The 23589-nt window shown below is 52.3% G+C and carries 20 protein-coding genes; all 20 read left to right on the top strand.

Annotated features, from left to right (window positions below; translation table 11 throughout):
* Positions 1-121 precede the first annotated feature (121 nt).
* The 20 genes from Q8Q08_08810 (at position 122) to nadA (ending at position 23557) form a co-directional block, all read left to right on the top strand.
* On the top strand, positions 122-2242 hold the full coding sequence (locus Q8Q08_08810; protein MDP2654116.1) for a hypothetical protein: 2121 nt from the start codon (positions 122-124) through the stop codon (positions 2240-2242).
* Positions 2243-2311: 69 nt separating this feature from the next.
* On the top strand, positions 2312-3910 hold the full coding sequence (locus Q8Q08_08805) for a cobalamin-dependent protein (protein ID MDP2654115.1): 1599 nt from the start codon (positions 2312-2314) through the stop codon (positions 3908-3910).
* 11 nt (positions 3911-3921) lie between these two features.
* Complete coding sequence (locus Q8Q08_08800; GenBank protein MDP2654114.1) at positions 3922-4917, top strand: glycosyltransferase family 2 protein; 996 nt, start codon at positions 3922-3924, stop codon at positions 4915-4917.
* A gap of 98 nt (positions 4918-5015) precedes the next feature.
* Positions 5016-6719 (top strand): DUF748 domain-containing protein, encoded by a 1704-nt coding sequence (locus Q8Q08_08795; GenBank protein MDP2654113.1) that lies wholly within the window; start codon positions 5016-5018, stop codon positions 6717-6719.
* A gap of 93 nt (positions 6720-6812) precedes the next feature.
* On the top strand, positions 6813-7271 hold the full coding sequence (locus Q8Q08_08790; GenBank protein ID MDP2654112.1) for a ferritin-like domain-containing protein: 459 nt from the start codon (positions 6813-6815) through the stop codon (positions 7269-7271).
* A gap of 226 nt (positions 7272-7497) precedes the next feature.
* On the top strand, positions 7498-8436 hold the full coding sequence (locus Q8Q08_08785) for a hypothetical protein (protein ID MDP2654111.1): 939 nt from the start codon (positions 7498-7500) through the stop codon (positions 8434-8436).
* Between the two features lie 248 nt (positions 8437-8684).
* A complete protein-coding gene (locus Q8Q08_08780; GenBank protein ID MDP2654110.1) occupies positions 8685-9359 on the top strand; it encodes a tetratricopeptide repeat protein in 675 nt (224 codons plus the stop codon).
* A 241-nt stretch (positions 9360-9600) separates the two neighbouring features.
* Positions 9601-12021 carry a decarboxylating 6-phosphogluconate dehydrogenase gene (gene gnd, locus Q8Q08_08775; GenBank protein MDP2654109.1) on the top strand — a complete coding sequence of 807 codons (2421 nt, stop codon included), beginning with the start codon at positions 9601-9603 and terminating at the stop codon, positions 12019-12021.
* Positions 12022-12069: 48 nt separating this feature from the next.
* On the top strand, positions 12070-12495 hold the full coding sequence (locus Q8Q08_08770; protein ID MDP2654108.1) for an SRPBCC family protein: 426 nt from the start codon (positions 12070-12072) through the stop codon (positions 12493-12495).
* An 11-nt stretch (positions 12496-12506) separates the two neighbouring features.
* Entirely contained in the window at positions 12507-13139 is a 633-nt protein-coding gene (locus Q8Q08_08765) for a hypothetical protein (protein ID MDP2654107.1), read from the top strand.
* Between the two features lie 18 nt (positions 13140-13157).
* The gene (locus Q8Q08_08760; protein ID MDP2654106.1) at positions 13158-13595 is read left to right on the top strand and encodes a hypothetical protein; all 438 of its coding nucleotides are present in this window, start codon (positions 13158-13160) and stop codon (positions 13593-13595) included.
* 470 nt (positions 13596-14065) lie between these two features.
* Positions 14066-16756 carry a hypothetical protein gene (locus tag Q8Q08_08755; GenBank protein MDP2654105.1) on the top strand — a complete coding sequence of 897 codons (2691 nt, stop codon included), beginning with the start codon at positions 14066-14068 and terminating at the stop codon, positions 16754-16756.
* Positions 16753-17553: a PDZ domain-containing protein gene (locus tag Q8Q08_08750; GenBank protein ID MDP2654104.1), complete on the top strand. Its 801-nt coding sequence runs from the start codon at positions 16753-16755 to the stop codon at positions 17551-17553. The genes Q8Q08_08755 and Q8Q08_08750 overlap by 4 nt, the downstream gene beginning before the upstream one ends.
* Positions 17550-17729, top strand: coding sequence for a hypothetical protein (locus Q8Q08_08745; protein MDP2654103.1), 180 nt, complete (start codon positions 17550-17552; stop codon positions 17727-17729). The genes Q8Q08_08750 and Q8Q08_08745 overlap by 4 nt, the downstream gene beginning before the upstream one ends.
* A 24-nt stretch (positions 17730-17753) precedes the next feature.
* Positions 17754-18500, top strand: a complete 747-nt coding sequence (locus Q8Q08_08740) for an ankyrin repeat domain-containing protein (GenBank protein ID MDP2654102.1) — start codon at positions 17754-17756, stop codon at positions 18498-18500.
* A gap of 353 nt (positions 18501-18853) precedes the next feature.
* Positions 18854-19312 (top strand): hypothetical protein, encoded by a 459-nt coding sequence (locus Q8Q08_08735; protein ID MDP2654101.1) that lies wholly within the window; start codon positions 18854-18856, stop codon positions 19310-19312.
* 20 nt (positions 19313-19332) lie between these two features.
* Entirely contained in the window at positions 19333-20082 is a 750-nt protein-coding gene (locus Q8Q08_08730) for a hypothetical protein (protein MDP2654100.1), read from the top strand.
* Between the two features lies 1 nt (position 20083).
* Positions 20084-20794, top strand: a complete 711-nt coding sequence (locus Q8Q08_08725) for a hypothetical protein (GenBank protein MDP2654099.1) — start codon at positions 20084-20086, stop codon at positions 20792-20794.
* A gap of 254 nt (positions 20795-21048) precedes the next feature.
* Complete coding sequence (gene miaB, locus Q8Q08_08720; protein MDP2654098.1) at positions 21049-22374, top strand: tRNA (N6-isopentenyl adenosine(37)-C2)-methylthiotransferase MiaB; 1326 nt, start codon at positions 21049-21051, stop codon at positions 22372-22374.
* A gap of 148 nt (positions 22375-22522) precedes the next feature.
* Positions 22523-23557 (top strand): quinolinate synthase NadA, encoded by a 1035-nt coding sequence (gene nadA, locus Q8Q08_08715; protein ID MDP2654097.1) that lies wholly within the window; start codon positions 22523-22525, stop codon positions 23555-23557.
* The last annotated feature ends 32 nt before the right edge of the window (positions 23558-23589 follow it).

The raw sequence follows: 23589 nt of genomic DNA, 5'->3' as shown, positions 1-23589 counted from the left end.
GCCGGACTTGGATCTGTCCCGCTCTGGGGGGGCCTTCGCTGCTCATAAGCCGAAAGTCCCGGTATCGGCGGGAATGTCAAAAAAATAGTTTCGTTAGCGACACAAATCCTTTTCTCAGGCGATGACATCTTCTTCCAAAGGGAATACCCTCGATCCGCTTTATATCGCCTGCGCCACCGGCGTAAGCCTCCTGCTGGCGTTCCAGGTGCTCATGATCGGCATGGCGGTCTCTCATTTCATACCGCTTTCGGCTTCCGATAAAACCCTCTTCCTCACGCACCACCTGCCCGGGATCCATCCCAACCGGAAGATATTGTATTACAGAATTTTTGTCTGCGCGGCCGTCGGTATCCAGCTTCTGCAATTTTTCTTTCTCCGGCAAAGGACCGTCCGCCCGGAAGGCCTCCGAAATCTCAAAGCCTTTGCCGCCACGGAAGCCGCCCTCACGGCTTTTCTTATTTATGGATTTCTCCTGGCGGCCATGCACACGCCCTGGGTCCTGGCCTGGATAACCTTCGCCCCCGCCGCCGGCCTGCTCATTCTCAATAAATGCCTCTTGTGGGCTTTCCCGGATTACGCCGGGCGCTGTCAACGTCTTCTGCGGCGCTTGCCGGAGCTTTTTGCTGTTCCGGCCGTATGGGATGTTCTCGCCGTTGCCTTTGTTGTGTTGACGATTTATACTCCGGACATTTCGCTGTTAAAATCCATCCTCTATGCCCGCGACCATCTGTACCATATCGACCTCTTTGTCATGGGGCCGGCATGGGCTTCCCTCAAGGGAGCCGTGCTCAATGTCGACGTCTACAGCCAGTATGGCACCGTCCTGCCGGCACTGTTCGGCCGGCTGAGCCTGTTTCTGGGAGAATTCACCTATGAAAACGTCCTGAAGATCATTCTCGGGATGGTCATGATCTACTATCTTGTTTTTTACGCCTTCCTAAAATTGTCCTTCCGCAATCCTGTGCTGGCCCTCACCGGGACACTGTTTCTTCTCAAATTCCAGTTGTTCCATCTGACGTCCCAGTGGTATGTCCATCCGGGCCGAACCGTCATCCGCTATTTTTTTGATATCTTCTTTTTTCTGATGATCCTGGCCCACTTGCGCACAGGAAAAAAGGGGTGGCTGATGGGCCTGGCGGCGCTGTCCGGCTTCTCGGTTAGCTACATGACGGATACCGGCGCCTATCTGGTCTTCTGCTTCTACGTTTATTTGATCGCGCTGATGTTCCAGCCTGGCATCCGCCGCGTGCGGCCTCAAAGCTTGACCGGATGGCTTTTTCTCAACGGCCTGTGCGCCGCGCCGATCGCGGTTTATTTTGCCTTTTTAGGGTTGTCCATCGGCCCAGAATTATTCCGGCCCGATTACTGGACAAACCTCCTGGGGTTCATCAAAGAAGCCGCCTCCGGTTATGGGGTCGTGCCGTTCCTGATGATCCTGAAGGAAGGACACATCGGCTCATTTCTCATGAGCAACCTCATCCCCGTCGCTTATTTGAGCACAGGCCTGGCCTGCATGGGATTATTGATCGGACGGGACGGGAAGGAAGGGAGAGACCTCATCCTGCCGATCGTCATGAGCGTTTATGGACTGTGCCTGTACCATTATTACGTTTGGCGATCATCGGACGCCAATTATTTCATTTATTGCGCGCCCTTCATTTACATCGCTTGCTTTTGGCTGTCGGCCGGCCTGGGCGCTTTGTCTGTTCCTCGGGCGCGCATACTCCATCTCTCGCTTCTTTGCATTTCTCTCCTCGTCCTGCTGGCCACGCCGAATTTCCTGAAATGCCCCAACGTATTCAACGCCAAAAACAAGGAGTACACGGTCCCCCGGACAATCTACAACGTCACTTTCGACATCGGCGCAGACGTCGCCCTCATCCGGCAATTCACCCCCCCGGGCGGGGAGGCCTGCGTCATCAGCAGTTTTGACGTCACCCTGTTGATGCAGGCGGACCGCAAGCCGTTCTTCTACCGTTTTCCGTTCATCGTGTCCTCTTTTTTTCAATCCAGCGATTTTCATGCCACGACCAGCAGTTTAAAGGCGGAGTATGGCCGCGAGCTGGCCCGGCTTGCCGAAAAAAAGCCGGAATACGTTTTCCTGGAGAAAAAGATCATGGTCAGTTACGGCGCTAAAGAAGGGGAACGATGGCTTCCCGAATTCAAGGATTACCTGATTCAGCACTACCTGGTCGGGCCTGAAGGCAAATATCTTGTCGCATTGAAAAGGGTCTCTCCTTAGCGCGTTTCTGGTATAATTGAGCAAAAGTTCCTCATTCTCACGGGGCCGACAGCCAGAAAATCAAAGCGCATGACAACCGACCAACAGACCCGGACAGATCACATTCCACAGGAAGGGGCCTTAACCTCCCGGCACATCACTCTCCTTCGGCCCCCCGTGATCTCCTCCATCAATTCCTTCAGCGCGCCTGTAACCCCGCCGCTGGCGATCGCCTATCTCACCGCGGCCCTGAAGAACGCCGGTTTTAACGTCACTCCCGTTGATGCGCTGGGGGAAGCGATCGAGCAGGTCCGCATTTACCGGGACCCCGAATGCCGGGTGAGGGGGCTGACAACCGAAGAGATCGTGCAACGCATTCCTTCCCACACGGACATCATCGCCGTCTCCTGCATGTTCACCCAGGAATGGGCCTTTATCAAGCAGGTGATCCGGGCCGTCAAGAAGGCCTTTCCGGCCGTCCCGATCATCGTCGGGGGGGAGCACGCCACGGCCCTGCCCGAAGAAATCCTCGCAGACTGCCCGGAGGTGGACATGTGCGCTCTGGGGGAGGGAGAGGAAACCATCGTCGATATCGCGCGTTTTTTCCCGCGCCAGCCGCAAAGGATCCCGTCCATCGTGTACCGCGCTCCGGGGGGAGAAATCCGCCGCACGGAAAAACGGACAAGGATCCGCGACATCGAGGATATCCCCCGTCCCGCCTGGGACGACCTGCCGCTGGAAACCTATCTGGGAAAAGGATACGCCCACGGCGTCAACGCCGGCCGCACGATCCCGATGCTGGCCACCCGCGGATGCCCGTTCCAGTGCACGTTCTGCTCCAACAAGGTGATGTGGACGCAGAGATACTACACCCGTTCTCCCGAAGACGTTGTTGACGAAATCCAGGAGTATAAGCGCAAATACGGGATCCAAAACATCGATTTCGCCGACCTGACCGCCATCGTCAAAAAGGACTGGATCATCAAATTCGGGCAATTGCTCAAAGAACGCCACGTGGATGTCTCCTGGTCGCTCCCTTCCGGCACCCGCTCCGAAGCCCTGGATGCCGACGTGACCAAGCTGATGGCGGAGACCAACTGCAAATACCTGGTCTACGCCGCGGAATCCGGCTCACCCCGGGTGCTGAAAGAGATCAAGAAAGAGGTCAAGCTCGACCGCATGCTCGAATCCATGAAAGCCGCCAAGCGCAACGGGTTGACCCTGCGCTGCAACTTCATCATCGGGTTCCCCCGGGAGCGGCGTTCCGATGTCTACCGGACGCTCCTGTTCCAGTGGCGGTGCGCCTTTGCCGGCGTGGACGACGCCCCGCTGTTCCTGTTCTCCCCGTACCCCGGCACCGAACTTTTCGATTACCTCCGGAAGACGGGAAAGATCCCGGCCGTCAACGACGATTACTTTCAAAGTCTTTTATGCTACATGGACCTGACCAGGGGAAGCTCCTACTGCGAGACCATCGGCTCGCGGGAGCTGAATTTTTACCGGCTCATCGGCATGGCGGTTTTCTATTTTCTCAGCTACCTCATTTACCCCGGGCGCATCGTGCGCAGCGTCAGAAATATCTTTGTCACCCGGATCACGGCCACTGTTTTTGAACAGCGGCTTGTGGAGATGTTCCGGATGAAAAAAATCCTTAAAAAGAATTGCGGCCAGGCCGCGCAACCCGTTTAAAAAAGGCCCCCATGACCACACCCGCAAGCCAACCCAACCACAGGCCGGACGCCGCCCCCGCAGAGACGCAGGCCGAATCCTGCGCTTACGGCGTCGTCCTTCCGGTCTATAATGAGGAGGCCTGTCTGCGCGACATCGTTCAGCGGGTTGAAACCGCGCTGAAAACCCTCGGGAAGGATTATGAGATCATCCTGGTGGACGACGGCAGCAGCGATAACACCTGGCCGATCATTGAGCATCTGCACACAGGGAATCAACGCGTCAAGGGGATCCGCTTTTTACGGAATTTCGGCCACCAGACGGCCATTTTTGCCGGCCTCAGTAAATGCCGGAGCCGTTACATCGCCGTCATGGACGCCGACGGCCAGGACCCGCCCGAAATCCTGCCTGAACTTTTCAAGACCTGCGCCCAGGGGTACGACGTTGTTTACGCCGTCCGTAAAAACAGAAAGGAGGGATTCCTCAAAAGATTCGCCTACCGCCTGTTCTACCGCTGTTTTCAACGGATCGTCTCGTTCCAGGTCCCCCTGGATTCCGGGGACTTCAGCGTTTTCACCCGGGAGGTGGCGCAATTCATCCGGGCCCTGCCGGAAAAAAACCCTTTCATCCGCGGCCTGCGAAGCTGGTACGGAGGAAAACAGATCGGCGTGGCATTCGAACGCCAGAAGCGCATCGCCGGGAAACCCAAGTACGGCTTCCTGAAGCTGTTCCACCTGGCCGTCACCGCCTCCATTTCCTTTTCAAAATTCCCGCTGAAGCTGATCTCGGGCACAGGGATATGTCTTTCTCTGGCCAGTTTTCTGACAGGGCTTCTGATCTTGGCTTACAAAATCCTCAACGGCATCGCCCCCTGGGGATGGACATCGACCACAATCCTCATCATCTTTTTCGGAGGGCTGAACCTTTTTGTTCTGGGCATCATCGGGGAATATATCGGCGCTATCTATGATGAAGTCAAAAACAGGCCAAACTACCTGATCGGAAAAAGCATCGGATTTGACGCATGATCGCCCCCCGACAGCAAGACCGCCCCGCCAATTTTATACAATCTTAATGTCAGCTCATCCCGGCCGCCGGAACCCGGGGGAAAAAGACCGGCCATCTTATGAATATCCTGAAAAAAATCCTCAAATTCTCAGGCCTAACTGTGGCCGGCATTTTCCTGTTTTACCTGTTCGTCTCCTGGGCGGTCATCCCCCTGGCCGTGCCCTGGGCGATCAAAAGCCAGGGGACAAAGATACTGAAAACCCCTGTCAAGGCGCGCTCTGCGTCCTTTAACCCGTTCCTGTGGCGGTTCACACTCAAGGGGGTGGAAGTCCTGGATTCCGACAAACAGGTCCTGGCCGGGTTCGATAAACTGCAGGTCAACGTCAGCTTTCTCGCGCTCTTCAAAAAAATATACCGCGTGGAGGCCTTTCTACTTGACGGACTGAAGGTCAACGCGGCGCTTCTGCCGGACGGCTCGATCAACCTCCTGGCGCTCGCGCCCCAGCCAGCGGCGCCCGACGCTCCGGCTTCTCCGGCGAAAGCGGAAGAGTCCACCCCGCCGGCCCAACCGGCCGCGCTTCCACTCGTTGTCATTGACGAGATCGCCCTCACAAACGGACAGGTCAGCTTCACGGACCAAAGCGTTCAGCCCAACTTTAAGACAACCTTGAACGCCATTGACATCCGCGTGACAGGGGTTTCGACCCGCCCGGACTGCCGGGTGAAAACCACGTTCCAGGCCAAGCTCGACAACAAGGGCGCCATTTCCTCCGAGGCGCTGATCGACCCGTTCGTCCAACCCCTACAGATGGAAACGACCTTCACCCTCGACCAATACGCCATGCAGGTCCTGACGCCTTACACCGGGAAATACACCGGCCGCGAGCTCGCGGACGGGAATCTCACGTTAAAAATGGACTACCGAATCGCGGACAACAAGATCACCGCCGGCCACAAACTGCTCATCCAGAAGTTCACCTTTGGGAACAAAGTGGAAAGCAAAGACGCGCTCGGTCTGCCGTTCGGGCTGGCGGTCGCGCTGCTGGAAGACCCCCAGGGCCGCATCACCATTACCCTGCCGGTCAAGGGCGACATGAGTGACCCGGAATTCGAATACATGCACCTGGTGGGGCAGGTGGTGCGCAATTTCTTCGTCAAGCTCGTGACCAAGCCGTTCTCGTTCCTGGCTTCGGTGATCGGCGCCGAAAGCGGCACCGAAGAACTGGGTACGCTGAAATTCATCCCCGGCAGGGCCGAGATTTCCGATGAAGAAAAAGCGAAGTTGGACCTCCTCGCCAAAGGGCTCATGGAGCGCCCGAAGCTGAACCTGGAAATCAACGGCACCTATGACCCGCAGGCCGACTGGAAGGCCATCAAGACGGAAGTCTTCAACAAAGATTACGAGCAATTGAAAGGCGAAACGACCAAGGCCGAAACCTGGATTTACCAGCAGTTGTTCCAGCGCCAGTTCGGCATCCGCGATCTGTGGCAGGTCAACAATGACGTCCGGAAAGAGGACGGCACCATTGATGAGGCCGCGCTCAATGAGGCCATCAAGATCAAGATCATCGACCACGGCCAGCCCGACAAGGGGGCCCTTGAGGTCCTTGCCCAGGCGCGCGCGAAAATGATCCATGACGCGCTCATCGCCGCCGGGTTCGACCAGCAACGGATGTCCCTGGGCCCGGTGAAGACCGCCCAGGTGAGCATGGACCTTGTCCCCCTGGAATTCACGTTGACGGTGCTCGGGGAAGCCGGGGAGGGGAATCCTCAGCCCGAAGCAACCGAACAAACCCCGGAGAATCCAACGAAAAATCAATGATACTTCCGCGGGGCAGGGGTGGCGTGTAATATCCATGACGCACGCGATAGAAACCATTTTGTCAACTTAACTCATCAAAAAGGGAGAGACACCATGTCAAGACAACAGAAAATCATCGAGGGATTGACAAAGTCCTACTGGGCGGAAATCGAAACGGTCATGAATTACATCGCCCATTCCGTCAACCTGGACGGGGTCAGGGCGGAGGAAATCAAAAAATCCCTCACGGCCGAAGTCGCTGACGAGCTCCTGCATGCCCAAAGCCTGGCCAAGCGCATCAAGGAACTCGGAGGGCTCACGCCCGGGTCCAAGGATTTCAAGCCCGGCCAGACGACCCTTCAGCCCGGCCCGGACACCACCGACGTGATGCGTGTTATCAAGGGCGTCATTGACGCGGAGACGATGGCCGTCCAGCAGTACAAAGACCTGATCAAACTCTGCGAAGGCGAAGATTACGTCACCCAGGACCTGTGCATCCGCTCGCTGGCAGACGAAGAGTCCCACAAGGCGATGTTTGAGGGATTTTTGAAGGAATATACAAAGGGCAGATGAACCTTGCGACAAACAGAAAAGAACAAATGACGGATGAGGACATGAAGGAAGAAGCGGGTGGCGCGGGGATGGGGGCTGGGGGCTGGGGAGAAGGAGTGGTTGGACAGGGGGGATTCTTAAGATTGATCCAATAACTAAGTCTTGTGTCCAGAATCCAGATGGGCCCAGCATTGTACACGTTGGATGAATTTTTAGGGCAAGTACACCTACTTACAGGAGAGGATTAATGAAAAAAGCAATGTTTCTGACTGTTCTCTTATTTTTTTCTGCTTCGTCAATAGTTTTTGCACAAGAACCTATTAAGGTTGGTATTTTAACCTGGTCAATCAATTCTTACATTAATGCAGCCGTTGAAAATGGCATCATCAAGAAAGATGACCAGCTGCTTAAAAAGATATTAGCTGAAACTGAAAAGGCCATTAATTCTAAAGGCGGATTTGTATTGTCGTCAAAGAAGTTTGGTGAAACGGATGAAGATGCCCAAAAATTTCTTTTTCCCAATGGAGGAATTATTCCTTCTGTCCCGTTCCCTGCTAAAAAGGAGATCTATGATGCTGACTTGATTATTCTTATCCAATCACCCGAGAAAGATGAAGATAAATACACGGAGATTGCAATAATTTCCGTAGAAACGGGCAAGGAGGCTACATCGCTCATCGAAGATGCTAAAATAAATAATGAAAATTTACCTTCGACGATTGCTCAAAAGGTTTCAAAGGGACTTGATTTTGCAAATGATTTGTTAAGCATAAAAGCAGACGAACTGAGTAATCCTGACATGTCAGTTGTTAGATACGCTTTCACAAGTTTAAATAATAAAAAAATCTTTATGGAGGTAGATTATGATGGTGCGCATAAAGTAGTGCAAAATGTCGCCCTATTTCCCTCAGAAAGAATAGATGGGAATGTTGTTTATGAACTACCAACCGATAAGCGAGCAAATATCCTGATAACTTCTTCCATGAAGAATGGTAAAGTGGAAAATATTCATATTGATACTGACTTTCGACCAGCATCCGATAAGGGCGAGCCGGATGTTTTCTTTATTAAAAGCGATAAAGGATTCCCTGTTAAGATAATTTTCACTTGGGAAGGTCAAAATATTAAAAATGTAAACATCAGTCCAAAGGATAACCCATTCCCATTGGAACCGTTAAGTTTTTAATCTATCGCACTTATTCAGCTGAGATTTTAACCGATAAACGAAGATGACTTTTCATAAACAAATGATAAATGATACATTACATAAAAAATTTTTATCGAAACCCGCAGCTAACCGTACGTATCACTATGGTGAAATCCTTTTGAAGCTGGTTAATGCGATAAGCAATTGATTAGAAGTAAGCTGTAGTATTTCTTTGAATCAAAAAGTAGAATTAACTAAACCTGGAATTTACAGAAGAGAGGAGATTTATGAAAAATTATTTTCTTGCTGTGATCATAGCAACTCTTTCTTTAAGTAATATGTGTTATGCAGCTGGCCCGAATGCAGATAAACTGCAATTTAATACGGTAGTACAAAAGCACCTTTCAGAAGGAGACAAATTCATTGATAAAGGAAATTACTTAGCCGCTATCGATGCTTACAAAAAAGCATTGGCGATAGACCCCCAAAATGGAAACGCTTATGCGGGACTAGGGGCTGTCGATTATTTCAAAAAGGATTTTGGAAAGGCTGTAGAGAATTTTGAAAAGGCAGAAGAATATGGCGTGCAAAAAAATTGGCTTGAAGGAGTTTACGCTCACCATGGCAATTCACTGCTAGAATTGGGTGAAAATGACAAAGCGATTGAAGTTTTTGAAAAGTTAAAAACGGAAGCCCCTCAAAGCCCTTTTGCCTACCAAGGATTAACGACGGCTTATCTCCGTTCTAATAATATGGAAAAATTTATCAAGAATTCCGAGAAGCTGGTTGAATTGAAACCTGATGTGTTAAGCTATTACGGTTTAGGGCAAGGGTATCTGGCTGTAAAAAACTATGATAAGGCGAAAAAAAATCTTTTGAAGGCCAAAGAGCTTGCAGAATCAACTTCTGATACAACCTTTTTGCAAGCTATTGATGCTCAACTTAGCAATATACCAAAATAGATAGGTTTTAGGACAGTTTTATGTAAGTTTCAGCAAGTCGATTTAAAATTATGCAACACCATACGACACAAAATTTTACATCAAAAAAGTCTTCATCCAGACGTGGGGCTGTCAGATGAACGGATACGATACGGAGCTGATCCAGAATAAAGAGGACACGCGACTGGGCCCGAATTAATTAAGGTTACGGTCCCCGTAATTGTCCGGCATGTCTCTGGAGATTGTGAAAAAGGTGAAAAATATGAGTAAAACATCCACATGTGATATTCCTACCATTCTGGTGGTGCTTGGCGCTACCGGCGATCTTATCAAGAAAAAAATCATTCCTTCGATCTACCATTTGTATGACAACCAGCGGCTGCCAAGCCGTTTTTGCGTGATCGGTATGGCCCGGCGGGACATTCAAGAAGGCGACTTTCAAACGCAGGTGCGGACCGACCTGGAAGCACGGCTTAAGGATATCAAGCAAGAGAAGGCCGACGAGGTTACCCGCCTGTTTACTTATCACCAGGGAAAATTTGGAGACTTGAAGGCTTTTGAACGGCTCAAATCCAAGTTGGAAAAAATAGATCAAACGTGGGGGGTGTGTTCGAACAAATTGTTTTATCTGGCGGTCCCGCCGGCGCACTTTGAGCCGATCATCAACAATATGGTCCGGGTGCGGCTGAACATTCCCTGCGGAGGGAAGATCGGCTGGACAAGACTGTTGATCGAAAAACCATTCGGAGAAAACACGGCCAGCGCCAGAAAACTGTTTGGTCTGCTGGGCAAGTCCTTTAAAGAGGAGCAGCTTTATCTGATCGACCACTATCTGACCAAGGACATCGTCCAGGCGATCATGTATTTTCGTTTTTCCAATAACCTGTTTGAAAAATCCTGGAACAACCAGTCCATCGAGCGCATTGACGTTCGTTTATTAGAGACACTGGGGGTGGAAGAACGAGGCGCGTTCTATGACCCAGTCGGAGCGTTCCGGGATGTCGGCTCGAACCATCTACTGCAAATGCTGGCTGCCATTACCATGGACCCTTCGCCAATCCCTTCGACGGCCCACCTTAGACAGCGGCGGGCGGAAATCATGGAATCATTAAAGAAATGGACCTTGCCGGATATCCGCCGGCAGACGTACCGCGCACAATACGATGGTTACCGGTCGATCCCCCATGTCGCGCCGCAATCCACGACCGAAACCTATTTTAAAATTAAGACTGAACTCACCCATCCGGCCTGGAAAGGAGTTGGGGTCACATTGGAGTCCGGTAAGCGCTGCCCCGCGCCAAAAAAGGAAGTGGTGGTTACTTTCAAAAAACCGAGCCTCTGTGTCGATTGTGAAGCAGGCAAGATCATGCATAACCGCGTTGTTTTCTCAATCGAGCCGGAGGAGCGGATCAGCATTTGCTTTTGGACAAAAAAACCCGGATTCGAACTGAAGCTGGAAGAACGGACTTTTGATTTCTTCCTGCATGCAAACGAAAAGAAGGTCCAGTATGTGGAAGAATATGCCGAATTGATCTTTAATTCTCTGACCGGCAATCAGAGCACGTTTGTCTCAACCCGGGAAGTCCTGGCGCAATGGAGATGCACCGACCCGCTCCTATCGGCCTGGGGAAAAAATCTGGTCCCGCTCAACACCTACGCGCCTGACAGCGATGAGATGATCCGGGCGGCTGCTAAGATTGGAGAAAGACAAAGCACAGCGTCCATGGCCAAAAACCTGGCGATCGTCGGCCTGGGCAAGATGGGCGCCGGCATGGCCCGCCGCATGCTGGATCAGGGCTGGAGGGTCGTGGGGTATAACCGTTCCCCCGATGCGACCCGGGAATTGGCCAAAGACGGACTCATACCCGCCTTCAGTCTTAAAGAAATGATCGATAATCTTCCCGGGAAAAAGATCGTCTGGCTGATGGTGCCCGCCGGAAAATCTGTTGATGAGATCATTTCTGGAAAGGACGGACTTGTTCAATATCTCAAGCCGGGCGACCTGATCATCGATGGGGGGAACTCCTATTACAAAGATACCGTCGCGCGGGCGAAAAAATTGGCGAAGCTGGGTATTGGTTTCCTGGATTGCGGCACCTCCGGCGGTCCCAGCGGAGCCCGGACCGGGGCCTGTCTGATGATCGGCGGCAAAGTTAAGGATTTTAAAAGTGCAGAACCGCTTTTCCACGATTTTGCTCTGCCGGACGGATATCAATTTTTCCCGGGAGCCGGAGCCGGACATTTCGTAAAGATGGTCCATAACGGCATTGAATACGGGATGATGCAGGCCATTGCCGAAGGATTCACAATCTTAAAAAAGTCCGGATACAAACTTGACCTGACCCGCGTGACCGAAATCTACAATCACGGCAGCGTCATTCAGTCGCGGCTGGTCGGGTGGCTGAAGGATGCGTTCGTAATGTACGGCGAAAACCTTGACCCCATTTCCGGCACGGTTGCGCATTCCGGGGAAGGGACCTGGACCGTCAAGACGGCCCGTGAGCTGGGGGTGACGGCCAAAGTGATCGAAGCCGCTTTGCAATTCCGTCACCGCTCCGAGAAAAACCCAAATTACACCGGCCAATTGGTGTCGGCCTTGCGCGGCCAGTTCGGCCATCATCCGGTCTTTAAAAATAAAAATCCAAGAAGACCGGATGGGAGAGCACAACACCGGAAGGCGTAATATTAGGGACACTGTGAGCTATCCCCGAAAAATTTAACGGAAAAACCGATGACGACATTCAAAACATCCCGCGAAATCCCGGCAACGGTGGAACAGGTCTTTGCCGCGTTCAGTGATCCGGCGCGTCTGTCTCGGTGGTGGGGGCCGGCCGGCTTCACCAACACCTTCAGCGTTTGCGAACTCAAGACCGGCGGACGGTGGGTCTACGTTATGCACGGGCCGGACGGGAAGAATTATCTGAACGAAAGCGTCTTTGAGCAAATCGAACCGCCGAGGGATATCGTTATCGAGCATATCTCAAAGCCGAAGTATCGCCTGAACATCACCCTGACGCCGTCGACGAAGGGCACGGCCGTTTCCTGGTCGCAGGTGTTCGAGAACGCGAAGTTTGCCAAAAACATAGAGAAATTTCTCGCCACCGCGAATGAGCAGAACCTTGACCGCTTGACAGCCGAAGTCGCGCGGGAAATATAGAAAGCATTCTTATGAACAGCATTAAACCTTTAGGTTTCCTTGCGATCGCCGGGATCCTGGCCTTGTTCACGGTAACAGCCCGGGCGCAAGACGGGGCGCAATTCAAGCGCATCCCTACACAATTCATCGTGGCCTTGGGGGACCCGTCCGCCAACTCCGGAAGCGGCGCCCAGCTGTGGGGACTCTGGCACCAGGACCCGGGCCCGCGCGGGTGCCTGCTGGAAAACTACCCCAACATGAAGGCAACCGGGGTTGCCCCCGCCCGGTGGGAATTCGACGGCGAGGACTGGTGGCTTGAGGAACACGGCGCGCTTATGGAAAAGCCCGTTTTCCCGCTGCCGCCCGGCCAATACGTGGTGACCGGCGGCCGGAAAGTCGAGGCCGTGCTGACCGTTGATCCCGCGGATAAAAACGGCGAACAGCGTTGGCAGCTTAGCAATGGGGCAAAGCTCTATGATGTCACGCACCTGCCATGCCACGCCGCCCGCTACACGCCGGAGACCAATGATGCCTCGTGTTCGCCGGAAACCGTGGACAAGGCCGCGTTCCCCGTGGCTCCGGGAGTTACCATGCCGGCCGTCAAAGGGTGCAAAAAACAGGATTATGCGGTGCTGTTTGTGATCGGGGTGGGGGTGGAGAAATAAATCTTATTGCGAGGAATTATGAAAAATACCACTATGAAAATTCTCTGGGCCGGCCTATTGGGCGGGTTTATTGGCAATGGCGTTCTCGGCGCAATTTTTTCCAGCCCTATCGTTCATTCTATTCTTTATAATCCCCAGTGGCAAAGCCGACTCTTTATCGATATCACTCCGCAAAGAAATATCCCCATTTCGGTCGCGGGACTTGTTGTTTTAAGTGTTCTCCATGCGTGGCTTTTTAATATCTTCATGCCGTCCATCCCCGGCCGAACATGGCTTAAAAAGGGCCTCTTTTGGGGGCTGACGATCTGGATAATGTTTTGGCTTTTTCAGGAATGGTTTATTTATCATACGCTTCTCAAAGAGCCGTTAATTTTGAATTGCCTTGAGCTGATCATCTTGCTGCTCGGCTCTTTAGTGGAAGGGATAGTGATTTCGTTTTTCCTGGCACGCAAATAATGCCGGGAATGGTTTTTGGCACCTATGGTTCTATGGTTTGTAATTTATTGTAGATATCAAAGCTAAGGAATATATCGATCAATCAGTACGCAGGCAACAATCAGCATTGTATCAGTCATTGTGATGATGCCGATTTTGGGTTATGATATCAGAAAAACCGGGCAATGCCGTGGAATTCATTCCTGAAAAGACGTATTGAACTTGCCAAGAGGAGGTGAGCCATCAAGAAAACAATTCTTTCTGCTCTGATCGTATTAAGCTTTTGCTGCCCCGTCAAGGCGCAGGACGCGGGTGACTCGAAGGCGTTTAATCAAGCCATCGCCAATGCCAATAAACGGATAGCTGTTTACGAGGTAGCTCTCGAAGGAGGAGATCCGGCGGCCATCCGCAAGGCGGCGCTGGAACTCCAAAAAGACCCCCTGGCGGTACGGCAGGTCAACAACGTCAAATCCGACGCGTTTAAAACGCGTTTGAATCAGGAACTGACGACCGTGCAGTCGCAGACCAAAACCGCGATCCGCCAAAAGCTGGCCAAACGCTACGGCGTACCTGAAAGTGAAGTCACATTTTTTGAGGCGGCCAACCCATCCCAACAAGTCAAAGTCGGACAGGACTGGGACGTCACCGCCCGCGTCAAGGGCAAGGACGTTCCGCTGGACGTGGCGCGCGAGGTCGCCCACGAATCGTTCTATGAAGCGGCCACCGGGCAGAAACCGCCGTCCGCGAAAGCCGCCTCGCGTTTTGCCCACCAGCAGGCGGTTGAGGTCACCAACCGGATCCATCCCGAGGCCTACGGCGGAGGCGGCAAAAAGCTCGCCTTCAACCAGTCCACCGGAAAATATGAGGTCATGACCGAGGGCGCGGAGATCATCCTCGGCGACAAGTCCGGGGCCCTGCGCGATCCCCAACAGCTCAGCCAGGTCGTGGAACACAAAAGCAACATCGCCCGAAATACAGCAACCGAAATACGAAACGCCGGTGAGCAGTACATTGCCGAAAACAATTTGACCGGGGCCGAGGCCGAGCAGATCCGACTGATGGCCGAAGCCGATGCCCAAGGCTTTGAGCTCGAACAGGCCCGGCAGTATACCAAGCAATACAGCCGACAGGTCGAGCCCCGGGTGGAGGCCCGTGGCGGCGAAGTCCATTCCCAGGTCAAAAAAGGGACGGAGATTCTGGAGAAAGTCGCCAATGGCGAGATCACCCCGGCCGAAGGCCGCGCCCGGCTGAAGAAAATGGGAGAGACGCCGGAGTCCATCATCGAAAAAGGCTCCGGCCAGATCGAGGCCGCGCAGAAACTGGGGGACTCGCCGAAAGAGATTCTCCGCCGGGCCAAGGCCGGCGAGACGCCGGAAGACGTCTTTGTGGATAACGTCAAAGAGCGTCTGGAGCTCAAGCGCATGGAAAAAGCGGCTGCCGAGGGCAAGCCGTACGAACCGCTCACCGAAGACAGCGCGCCCGGGCTGGAAAGCCAGGCAAAACTCAAGAGCGCCCTGAACCGCGTGCAGGCGATCGACACCTATATCCAGGAACAGGTCGGCATCGGAAAACTCCCTGCCAACGCTTCGGGTTTACGCCAAAACGTCAATGCCGCCGGCGCCAAGGCCATGGGCGCCGTGGCCGTGGCGGGCACCGCTTATGAGGCCGGTTCCATCGGCTACAAAATGGCCAAAGCAAAAATCCTCTACGATGAAGCCCGTCAGGCGCTCGTCAACGGTGACGAGGCCTTGGCGGAATCGATCATGGCCCAGGCCGAAGATCTGGAAAATCAAGCCGTTCAGCAGGTGGAAGACGCCGGCGTCATGATCACGGCCACGGTCGTTGCTCCGGCGTTGTCCGGGGCGTACTATACCGGCAAAGGCGCTTATGGCCTCACCCGCATGGCCATGGAAAGCGAATACGGCAAGCCCGTCGATCAGGCTGTGCAGGACACCATGACCGGCGGGATGAACCTCTGGGACGATCTGATACGAAAACTTTCCGGGGATAAGACCGTCTCCGAGCAGGAGCTGGAAGACATCAAAAAACGCCAGGAAGCATGGACGCGGATATTGGACAGCGGCGCGGTCGAACTGCACGAAGGCGCGACCAAAGAAGATCTTATGGTGATCGTGGAGCGCATGGTGAAAGACGGAAAGATCGCAATGCTGGATGATCTCGGCGATTTGAAGAATGTCGTCAAACTGACACCGGAGGGACAGACCGCCCGGGCCGACTGCTCCAAATTTCCCGGCACCAAAGCGGAATGGGACGCGGCCGACGGCAAGGTCCGCTGCAACTGTGTCGAAGGCGCCTGGTCCAACACCGCCAAAAAATGTGTCAGCGACAAGGAGGCTTCCCTGGCCAAGGCGGATTGCTCCCAATATCCCGACAGCGTGCCGCAATGGGATGAAGCGGACGGGGTCACCCGCTGCAACTGCACCGGAGATTATGTCTGGAACAAAGACAAGACCGGGTGTCATTTAAATCCTGATCTAGCCTTGGCGCAGGCCAGTTGTGCTAAATTTGGGTCTAACGCGGAAAAATTCTGGAACAGCCGCAATGAAGCTGTGAGCTGCCGGTGCATGAGCGGTTATGAATGGAATTCTTCCGGGGATACCTGCGTCAAGGCCTATGCCCGTCAGGAAAACACCTATGACGATATCGACCACGGCAGTTACGACACCTATGATTCCGGCAGTTATAACACGGATGATCCCGGTTACGACACCGGCTATGACACGTACGATGATAACCAGAACGATAATGACGACACAACGGATTTCGTCAATGATTTTATGAAGCAATACGGCCAGGCCGGGCAGGAAAGCGGTGCAAGCAGCGGCTGCACGGCGGGACGCACGGCCGCGGAGCAGATGATCAATCAGTCGCTGGGATGCTCCGGCGGCTCCACGCAAACCGGCGGCGACCAATGGGGCGACGCTTCTAAAGGATACCAAGGCGCCTCGGGCGGATATTCCCGACCTTCCGGCGGCAGCGGATCATACGGCACGCCGACAGGCAGTTCAGGCGGCCCGCCAGAACCGACAGGATGCATCATGGAAGGCGGGACCACGCGGTATATCGGCTGCCCGATTGGCGACGGCCGCTGGAAAGGCGGATCGGGCCGGATCTACAACTCATACCAGGAAATGTTAAAGAATGAAAGAAGGATCCCATGAAGAGGATTTTTTTAACAGCGATCTTCTTTTCCTTGATCATTCTGATGCCCGGGCAGGCCATCGCCCAGGAATACCCGCCCAATTACCGGGACATTCCCTGTCCCGATACCGGTTTAACGCTTTATCAAACCGCGCCGGAATATTTTGCCCAGAGCTGGCTCATTAGCCGCGGTCCCCGCCATTACGCGGCGCGCTGCCATTACGGGGACGCCAGCATAGTCGGCACCTGGTCGGATGATTTCGCAAGCAAAGACATCATTTGTAATTGGGAACCGTTTAAGAAAAATTTGCTGGGTGACCGGTATGGCGAAGAAGAGCGCACCCGCCCTGCTGGCAAAGCGTTCTGGTTCTCTTATCAGCTCGATGAAGTAGCCAAGGACATTGTCGTCGTCACCGTGTTACGGGATGGCCCCATGGACAGGGCCGGGGTCAAGGTCAACGACCGCATTTTGACTATCGACGGACTAAACGTTTCAAAATTCACGCTGGATGAACTTATGAAACTCCTGCAGAGCAGGGAGGAGGTCACCTTCAAAATCTACGACGCGCAAAAGATGATCTACAGAGACCTTAAGGTCAAAAAAGAATTCCGGGAGTCGGATGAAAAAGCGTACGACCTCTTCAGCCCCGTCCATTTCGCCGTGGTCGGCTATTCGTATCCAATCCGCAAAGGCCGGGAGAAAGAAGATTATGAATTCTGGCATTCCAAGGCGCTGGAATTCTTAAAGAAATTCGAGGACCAGGGAGTCGTATGCAAGGACCTCGACGTTTCCGAAAAGGGGCCGGTGGCCGAATGAAACTGCTCGTTCTTTCGCTGAGCACGGTTCAGCTGGTTTTCGTCACCATATTGTGCGCGGCAGAAGGCGTCCATGTTTTTGATATCGTTGATCTTGGCATGTATCTTGTGCTGTTTTTAACACCGGCAGCGACTCTCGTCTATTTGCTAAAATCCGAGAAAACAATCGCATCTTAATTATATAGTAAAGGAATACGCGCCTTGAAACTTCGCCCCATCCTTATCGCGACAATCCTGGGAATTGTTTGTTCCGTCAGCTCGGCCGATATCGCCATTTATACCGTCAAGGATTTCCGGAGCATCACCCCGCGTCCAGCTGAAACGTACCAGATTACGGGTTTCATAGTCGATCTGTACGAATGCCCCCCGTGCCCACGGGAGGCGGTCTGCGCGACCTGTCCGTGGGAATACATCATTATTTCCGACTCCCCGCACAAGACTAAGGAGGACGACTCGCCGGACGAGCTAAAGATCCTGCTGCGCCGGAACGGGACTGAGGGACTGAAACGGTGGACCAAGATGCTCTTCACGGTCCGAAATTCCGAATGGGATCCGAACCTTGACCTGATAAGTTTTAAGAAATTTTCCCCGGAGGACGTGGACGACCTGTCGATAGAAATCAAGGAAACGGTCTGCAGCGATGACAGCGAGCTTTTCGACTGCAAGCCGCGGATCATGAAGGCGATAGAGACGGGCGACTTCGATCTGGTGAAAAAGATTGTCGAAAGCGGCGTGGACGTCAATACCGCGTATCCCTCCTATTACGGCAAGACCGCCCTCATGCACGCGGTTGACGAGGGTGAAGAGAAAATAGCCCTTTATTTGCTGGAGCAGGGGGCCGACCCCGGCGTCCGTGTTCCTATGGATCCTCTCACCGAGGCCGAAGCCCAGGGTTTAACGGAAGCCGCTCAAAAGATGAAAAAGTTGCGGGGGCCAAATACGAAATAATAGGGGACAGCGCCTATTTTAAAAGCGGTTAAATTTTTTTGAACGATGATCAATCCCACTGAACCAAAGAGACGAAGGTGCCAGGCACTTTTGAAGGGAACAGGTCAGGAAATAAAGCAATTATGATTAGGATTTCTTATAGTCGGGCATATGGCTGCCCCCAACTGAATTGCACACTGCGCTCACTCCGTTCGCTCCGCATGCAATTCAAGACGTTGGGGACTACCCATAAGTTTCCCTGGAGGTCCAGATAAACGTTTTTATGGAAACTTATGGATGGGAGATGGATGCGTTATAGGATGACAATGGAAAAAATAGCAAGAGCGTTGATAAATTATTTGACCGAACCTTAAATGGCTACTGATTATTCACAATACTGCATTCCTTTACCTCATGTAACATATACTCTCGTTGAGATCGGCCGAGATCCACTTACCCCATCTTATTTCCAAAGCAGGGCGGTGGGATCGGGGACTGGGGGAGTTTATGTCGCTTTTGATACCACAACCGCTTATGCAGAAAAAAAGGATAACTTAGAACACTCTGTACTTTATCAAATTAAATGTAATGGGGCCATTCTAGTTTTGGACCTCAAGCGGTATTGCCAAGAAAGCAACATCTCACCGGAAGCTTGTTATTCTGGAGAGCACAGTTTAGAAAAGGAAATCCATAAATTTTATGGCCAAGGGGTGCCTGCCATGTGTTGGCCTAGCAACCAGAGGTCCGAAGGTACTTCTGCAGTTTTGCTTGTTAACAACATTCCTGACTTCAGCAATTGCTTCAGTGCAATTGCAATTAATACAAACTCTTGAAAAGCAAAAGAGATCAATAGATGTACCCAAAACATTACTTTGAACAATTTTGGGAAGCCGAACAAAGAAATGAATTATTTGTTTGTATGCCTTTTGACAAATCATTTGATTCCAGGTTTAATGCCATAATAAAAAGCGCAGCAAAAAAAGCGGGCTTTGAGAATGCTGTTAGAGTTGATGAAGATAAATCCGGCAACATTGTTTTAAGCAAGATATGGGACGGCATAGCCAATTCGAAAATGATTTTAGCAGATTTGTCTGATGATCCCAGATGCAAGGAAAATCATGCCAATGGGAATGTTCTGTACGAAGTCGGGGTTGCTCATGCCATGAGAGAACCCGAAGCAGTTGTTATTATCAGAGATCAAAATCCACAAACAGCTGACTTTGATGTTAGAGGCTTTTCGATAAACTGCCCTCCAGACAACACTCTGACAGAAGATTGGTTAACCGACTTGCTCTCTTCTTCATTGGAGAATTATAGATGGTCTTTAAGCAAACGAGTTAAATCTGCAGCAGAATCCATAGATGATATCGGCTTATACTTGATGTTGGAGACTGGTGGCGATAAGCATACATCAACGAATTTTAATACTGCAAAGATGGATGCAAAGATGAAACTTTCTGTCTTAAGGCTGTTGGAATTAGGGATGATAAGATTTTTAACTGCAAGAGCTGTCAGACCCTCTGAACATGCTTATCATTGGACAGCTTTTGGTTATGCGGTAATGGAATATTTGAGCATACCAAAAGTTTCAAAAAAGAAATGAAATGATTACCACTAATGAGTTTATTAAAAATATGGAAGGCATGGGTTGCGAGTTCCATCAACGATTAAAAGGTAAAAGTAAGAATTGGCTCATTTTCTCAAGAAGATCTGATGAAGATTATCGTTTTAGAGCAGTTAGATTCTTTCATGCAGTTGAAATGAATCTTTATGCAAATCCCCAAGAGATAACATTTAAATATATTATAACTGAAAGCGTGTTAGCCTCGCAAAAAGTAAAGAGCATCATTAGAAACCCTGAAGCTTATTTAAAGCAATCTGGACTTACAAGATTTAAGCGACTTCTAAAGGAAAACGATTCTGTGAAATCGCATCCTGATTGTGCATTAACAAGCGATTCACCCGAAGGAGAGTTTAAAATACCTTTAATAGAGCATTTAGATGAGGAATCAAAAAGAGTTCATTACGAGGTTTTGGATATTCTTCGAGAAAACAAATATTTAGACATAAAGCGGACACAAAAAGAGGATCTTGAAGATAAAATTTGTACCGATGGAAAAATCTTAGATCAGGTGCTTGGTGAATATCAAGAAAGCCATCTTATTGATGGCGCTTATGTGAGCACCGGAATTAAAATTACTCTAAATGGTGAGAGGAAACTTGACGAAATAAAAAAGGAAATGACTTCCCATCAGGGTAATAGTTCAATTTTGGATGGCTTGGGTTTTGGAACACATGATTGGAGCAAGGAGTGAGGCTTCTCAGAGCATTTTACTTAAATGCTGATATTATATTCGTTCATCTCAAAATTCATGGCCGATGAACGAAGAACAAACGTGCCAGGCACTTTATAAGGGGACAGGTAAGGGGATAGAGTTATTATGATTAGGATTTCTTATAGTCGGGTATATGGCTGCCCCCAGCTGAATTGCACACTGCGCTCACTTCGTTCGCTTCGCGTGCAATTCAAGGCGCTGGGGACTATCCATAAGTTTCCCTGGAGGCCCAGATGAACGTTTTTGTGGAAACTTATGGATGTCAAATGAACGAATACGACACGGAGCTGATCCGGGCGATTCTGGGGAAGGAGGGGTTTGCGTTTATCAAGGATGAACTGGCGGCGGATGTGGTGATGTTGAATACTTGCGCGATACGGGAGAATGCGCACCGGAAGGTGTATGGGCGGGTGCATGAGATCCATCACGCGCGGGAGGGGAAGCCGGTTTTGGTCGGGATATTGGGATGCATGGCGACGAATCTGCGGAAGGAACTGTTTGAGAACCGGGGACTGAAGATCGATTTCATCGCGGGGCCGGACAGTTATAAACATCTGCCGGACCTGATCCGCACGGCGGCGGCCACGGGGGAGAAACCGTTTGACCTGACGCTTTCGGAGTTCGAAACATATTCGGACGTTTACCCGGCGCGGGAGAAGGGCGTGAACGCCTGGATCGCGGTCATGCGGGGGTGCAACAATTTCTGCACGTTCTGCGTTGTGCCTTACACGCGGGGGAGGGAGCGCAGCCGGACGGTGGAAAACGTGGTCGGGGAAGCGGCCCGGCTGGCGGCCGAGGGGTTCCGGCAGATCACGCTGTTGGGGCAGAACGTGAACTCCTACCACAGCGAAGGCAAGGATTTTGCCGATCTGCTGGAGGCGGTGAGCCGGGTGAAGGGCATTGAGCGCATCCGTTTCACGTCCCCGCACCCCAAGGACTTTCCGGACCGGGTGCTGGATGTGGTCGCGAATAATCCGAAGGTCTGCAAACAGATCCATCTGCCCCTGCAGGCGGGTAACAACCGCGTTCTGGGGCTGATGGACCGCACCTACACGAAAGAGGAATTTCTCGAACTCGCCGCCAAGATCAAGGCGAAGATCCCGGGCGTGACCCTGTCCACGGACGTTATCGCGGGGTTCCCCACGGAAACCGACGCGGAATTCGAGGAAACCCTCGACGTTCTGGAACAGATCCGGTTCCACTCGGCCTTCACGTTCAAATATTCCGAGCGCAAGGGCACCATCGCCTCGCGCCAACACCCGGACGACGTACCCGAGGCCATCAAAACCGAGCGCGCCGTGCGGTTGACCGACATCCAGAGACGCATCACCCTGGAAAGGAACAAAGAACACGTCGGCCGGACCCAGCCGGTCATGATCGAGGCCATCGGCACCGCCAAGTCGGGGGAGGAGACCCAGGGCCGGACCGACGGCAACACCATCGTGATCCTGCCCGGCACCGGCTACACGCCGGGAGAGATCATCCCTGTCCGCATCACCGCCGCCACCGTCAGCGTGCTCAAGGGGGAGGCCGCGACGGAAGCGGCCTGCCCGGCATAACCGCTTTTTTTCACCTCTCACAACCCCGGGGGTTGTGCAGGTTCCAACCCCGGGGTTGTTTTTTCATGGGGCAGGCAAACTTGCATTTCCAGGGGAATTGGTATATATTATTTACCAATTACCTCAAGCCATCTAAGGACGGAAACGCATGTTAACGACCGACAAAATCACACCCGAACAGCTCTACGCAAAGCTCAGGAACATCAAGCTCGGGGGGACCGTCTGCAATTATTCCTTCAAGAAATGCCAGGAACTGACCCCCATCATCAATGAGATCAACGAGCTCAAAGAAGCGAAGCACGCCGTTATCCTGGCCCATTCCTACGTCAGCCCGGAGATCATCTACGGTGTCGCGGACTTCGTGGGGGATTCCTACAAACTGAGCCGCGACGCCTTGACCAGCGACGCCAAACTGATCGTTTTTGCGGCGGTCCGGTTCATGGGCGAAACAGCCAAGATCCTCAATCCGCAAAAGGACGTTGTCATCCCCGGAGAGCTGGACGGCTGCACCCTGGCCGACGCCATCAACGCGGAGCAGGTCCGCGAACTGCGCAAACAATTCCCCGGCTACACCTTTATCTGCTACGTCAACACCACGGCCGAGGTCAAGGCCGAGTGCGACGTCTGCGTGACCTCCAGCAACGTCTACAAGATCGTCCAGAATTATCCCAACGACAAGATCTACTTCCTGCCGGACAGGATGATGGGGCAGAATCTTCGAGACGAGATGGCCAAACGGGGGGTCAAAAAGGACATCCAGTTCTACAACGGCACCTGCTACGTCCACGTGGACTATGACATCGACCAGATCCTCAAGGTCAAACTGGAGTACCCGGACGCCAAGATCGTCAGCCACCCGGAGTGCAACCCCGGAGTTATACAGCATTCCGATTTCGTCGGCAGCACTGAACAGATGCTGGACTATATGAGAAAGACCCCGGCCGGCCAGTTCTTGATGCTCACCGAGTGCGGGCTTTCGGCCCGTCTCCAGTCGGAGTTCCCGACAAAATCGCTGGTCGGCTCCTGCACCATGTGCCGCTACATGAAATCCAACACCCTCGAGTCCATTCTGCGGGTCCTGAAAGACCCCCGGCCGCGCGACTATGTCTCCTTTCCGGAAGACGTGCGAATGCGCGCGCTCAAATCGCTCGAAGCGATGTTCCATTACGCCGAAAGCCGTTAATCCGTCCCACGACGAACTTTAAACCCGCTCAA

The organism is Candidatus Omnitrophota bacterium (genome assembly GCA_030688425.1).
Taxonomy (GTDB): Bacteria; Omnitrophota; Gorgyraeia; order Zapsychrales; family JANLHA01; genus JAUYIB01.
The sequence above is the reverse complement of the archived record's forward strand: the minus strand, read 5'-3'. Positions and strand labels throughout refer to the sequence as shown.

Coding starts and splice junctions, on each gene's coding strand:
- Q8Q08_08810 (MDP2654116.1), top strand. CDS start 122: ATGACATCTTCTTCCAAAGGGAATACCCTCGATCCGCTTTATATCGCC.
- Q8Q08_08805 (MDP2654115.1), top strand. CDS start 2,312: ATGACAACCGACCAACAGACCCGGACAGATCACATTCCACAGGAAGGG.
- Q8Q08_08800 (MDP2654114.1), top strand. CDS start 3,922: ATGACCACACCCGCAAGCCAACCCAACCACAGGCCGGACGCCGCCCCC.
- Q8Q08_08795 (MDP2654113.1), top strand. CDS start 5,016: ATGAATATCCTGAAAAAAATCCTCAAATTCTCAGGCCTAACTGTGGCC.
- Q8Q08_08790 (MDP2654112.1), top strand. CDS start 6,813: ATGTCAAGACAACAGAAAATCATCGAGGGATTGACAAAGTCCTACTGG.
- Q8Q08_08785 (MDP2654111.1), top strand. CDS start 7,498: ATGAAAAAAGCAATGTTTCTGACTGTTCTCTTATTTTTTTCTGCTTCG.
- Q8Q08_08780 (MDP2654110.1), top strand. CDS start 8,685: ATGAAAAATTATTTTCTTGCTGTGATCATAGCAACTCTTTCTTTAAGT.
- gnd (MDP2654109.1), top strand. CDS start 9,601: ATGAGTAAAACATCCACATGTGATATTCCTACCATTCTGGTGGTGCTT.
- Q8Q08_08770 (MDP2654108.1), top strand. CDS start 12,070: ATGACGACATTCAAAACATCCCGCGAAATCCCGGCAACGGTGGAACAG.
- Q8Q08_08765 (MDP2654107.1), top strand. CDS start 12,507: ATGAACAGCATTAAACCTTTAGGTTTCCTTGCGATCGCCGGGATCCTG.
- Q8Q08_08760 (MDP2654106.1), top strand. CDS start 13,158: ATGAAAAATACCACTATGAAAATTCTCTGGGCCGGCCTATTGGGCGGG.
- Q8Q08_08750 (MDP2654104.1), top strand. CDS start 16,753: ATGAAGAGGATTTTTTTAACAGCGATCTTCTTTTCCTTGATCATTCTG.
- Q8Q08_08745 (MDP2654103.1), top strand. CDS start 17,550: ATGAAACTGCTCGTTCTTTCGCTGAGCACGGTTCAGCTGGTTTTCGTC.
- Q8Q08_08735 (MDP2654101.1), top strand. CDS start 18,854: ATGGCTACTGATTATTCACAATACTGCATTCCTTTACCTCATGTAACA.
- Q8Q08_08730 (MDP2654100.1), top strand. CDS start 19,333: ATGTACCCAAAACATTACTTTGAACAATTTTGGGAAGCCGAACAAAGA.
- Q8Q08_08725 (MDP2654099.1), top strand. CDS start 20,084: ATGATTACCACTAATGAGTTTATTAAAAATATGGAAGGCATGGGTTGC.
- miaB (MDP2654098.1), top strand. CDS start 21,049: ATGAACGTTTTTGTGGAAACTTATGGATGTCAAATGAACGAATACGAC.
- nadA (MDP2654097.1), top strand. CDS start 22,523: ATGTTAACGACCGACAAAATCACACCCGAACAGCTCTACGCAAAGCTC.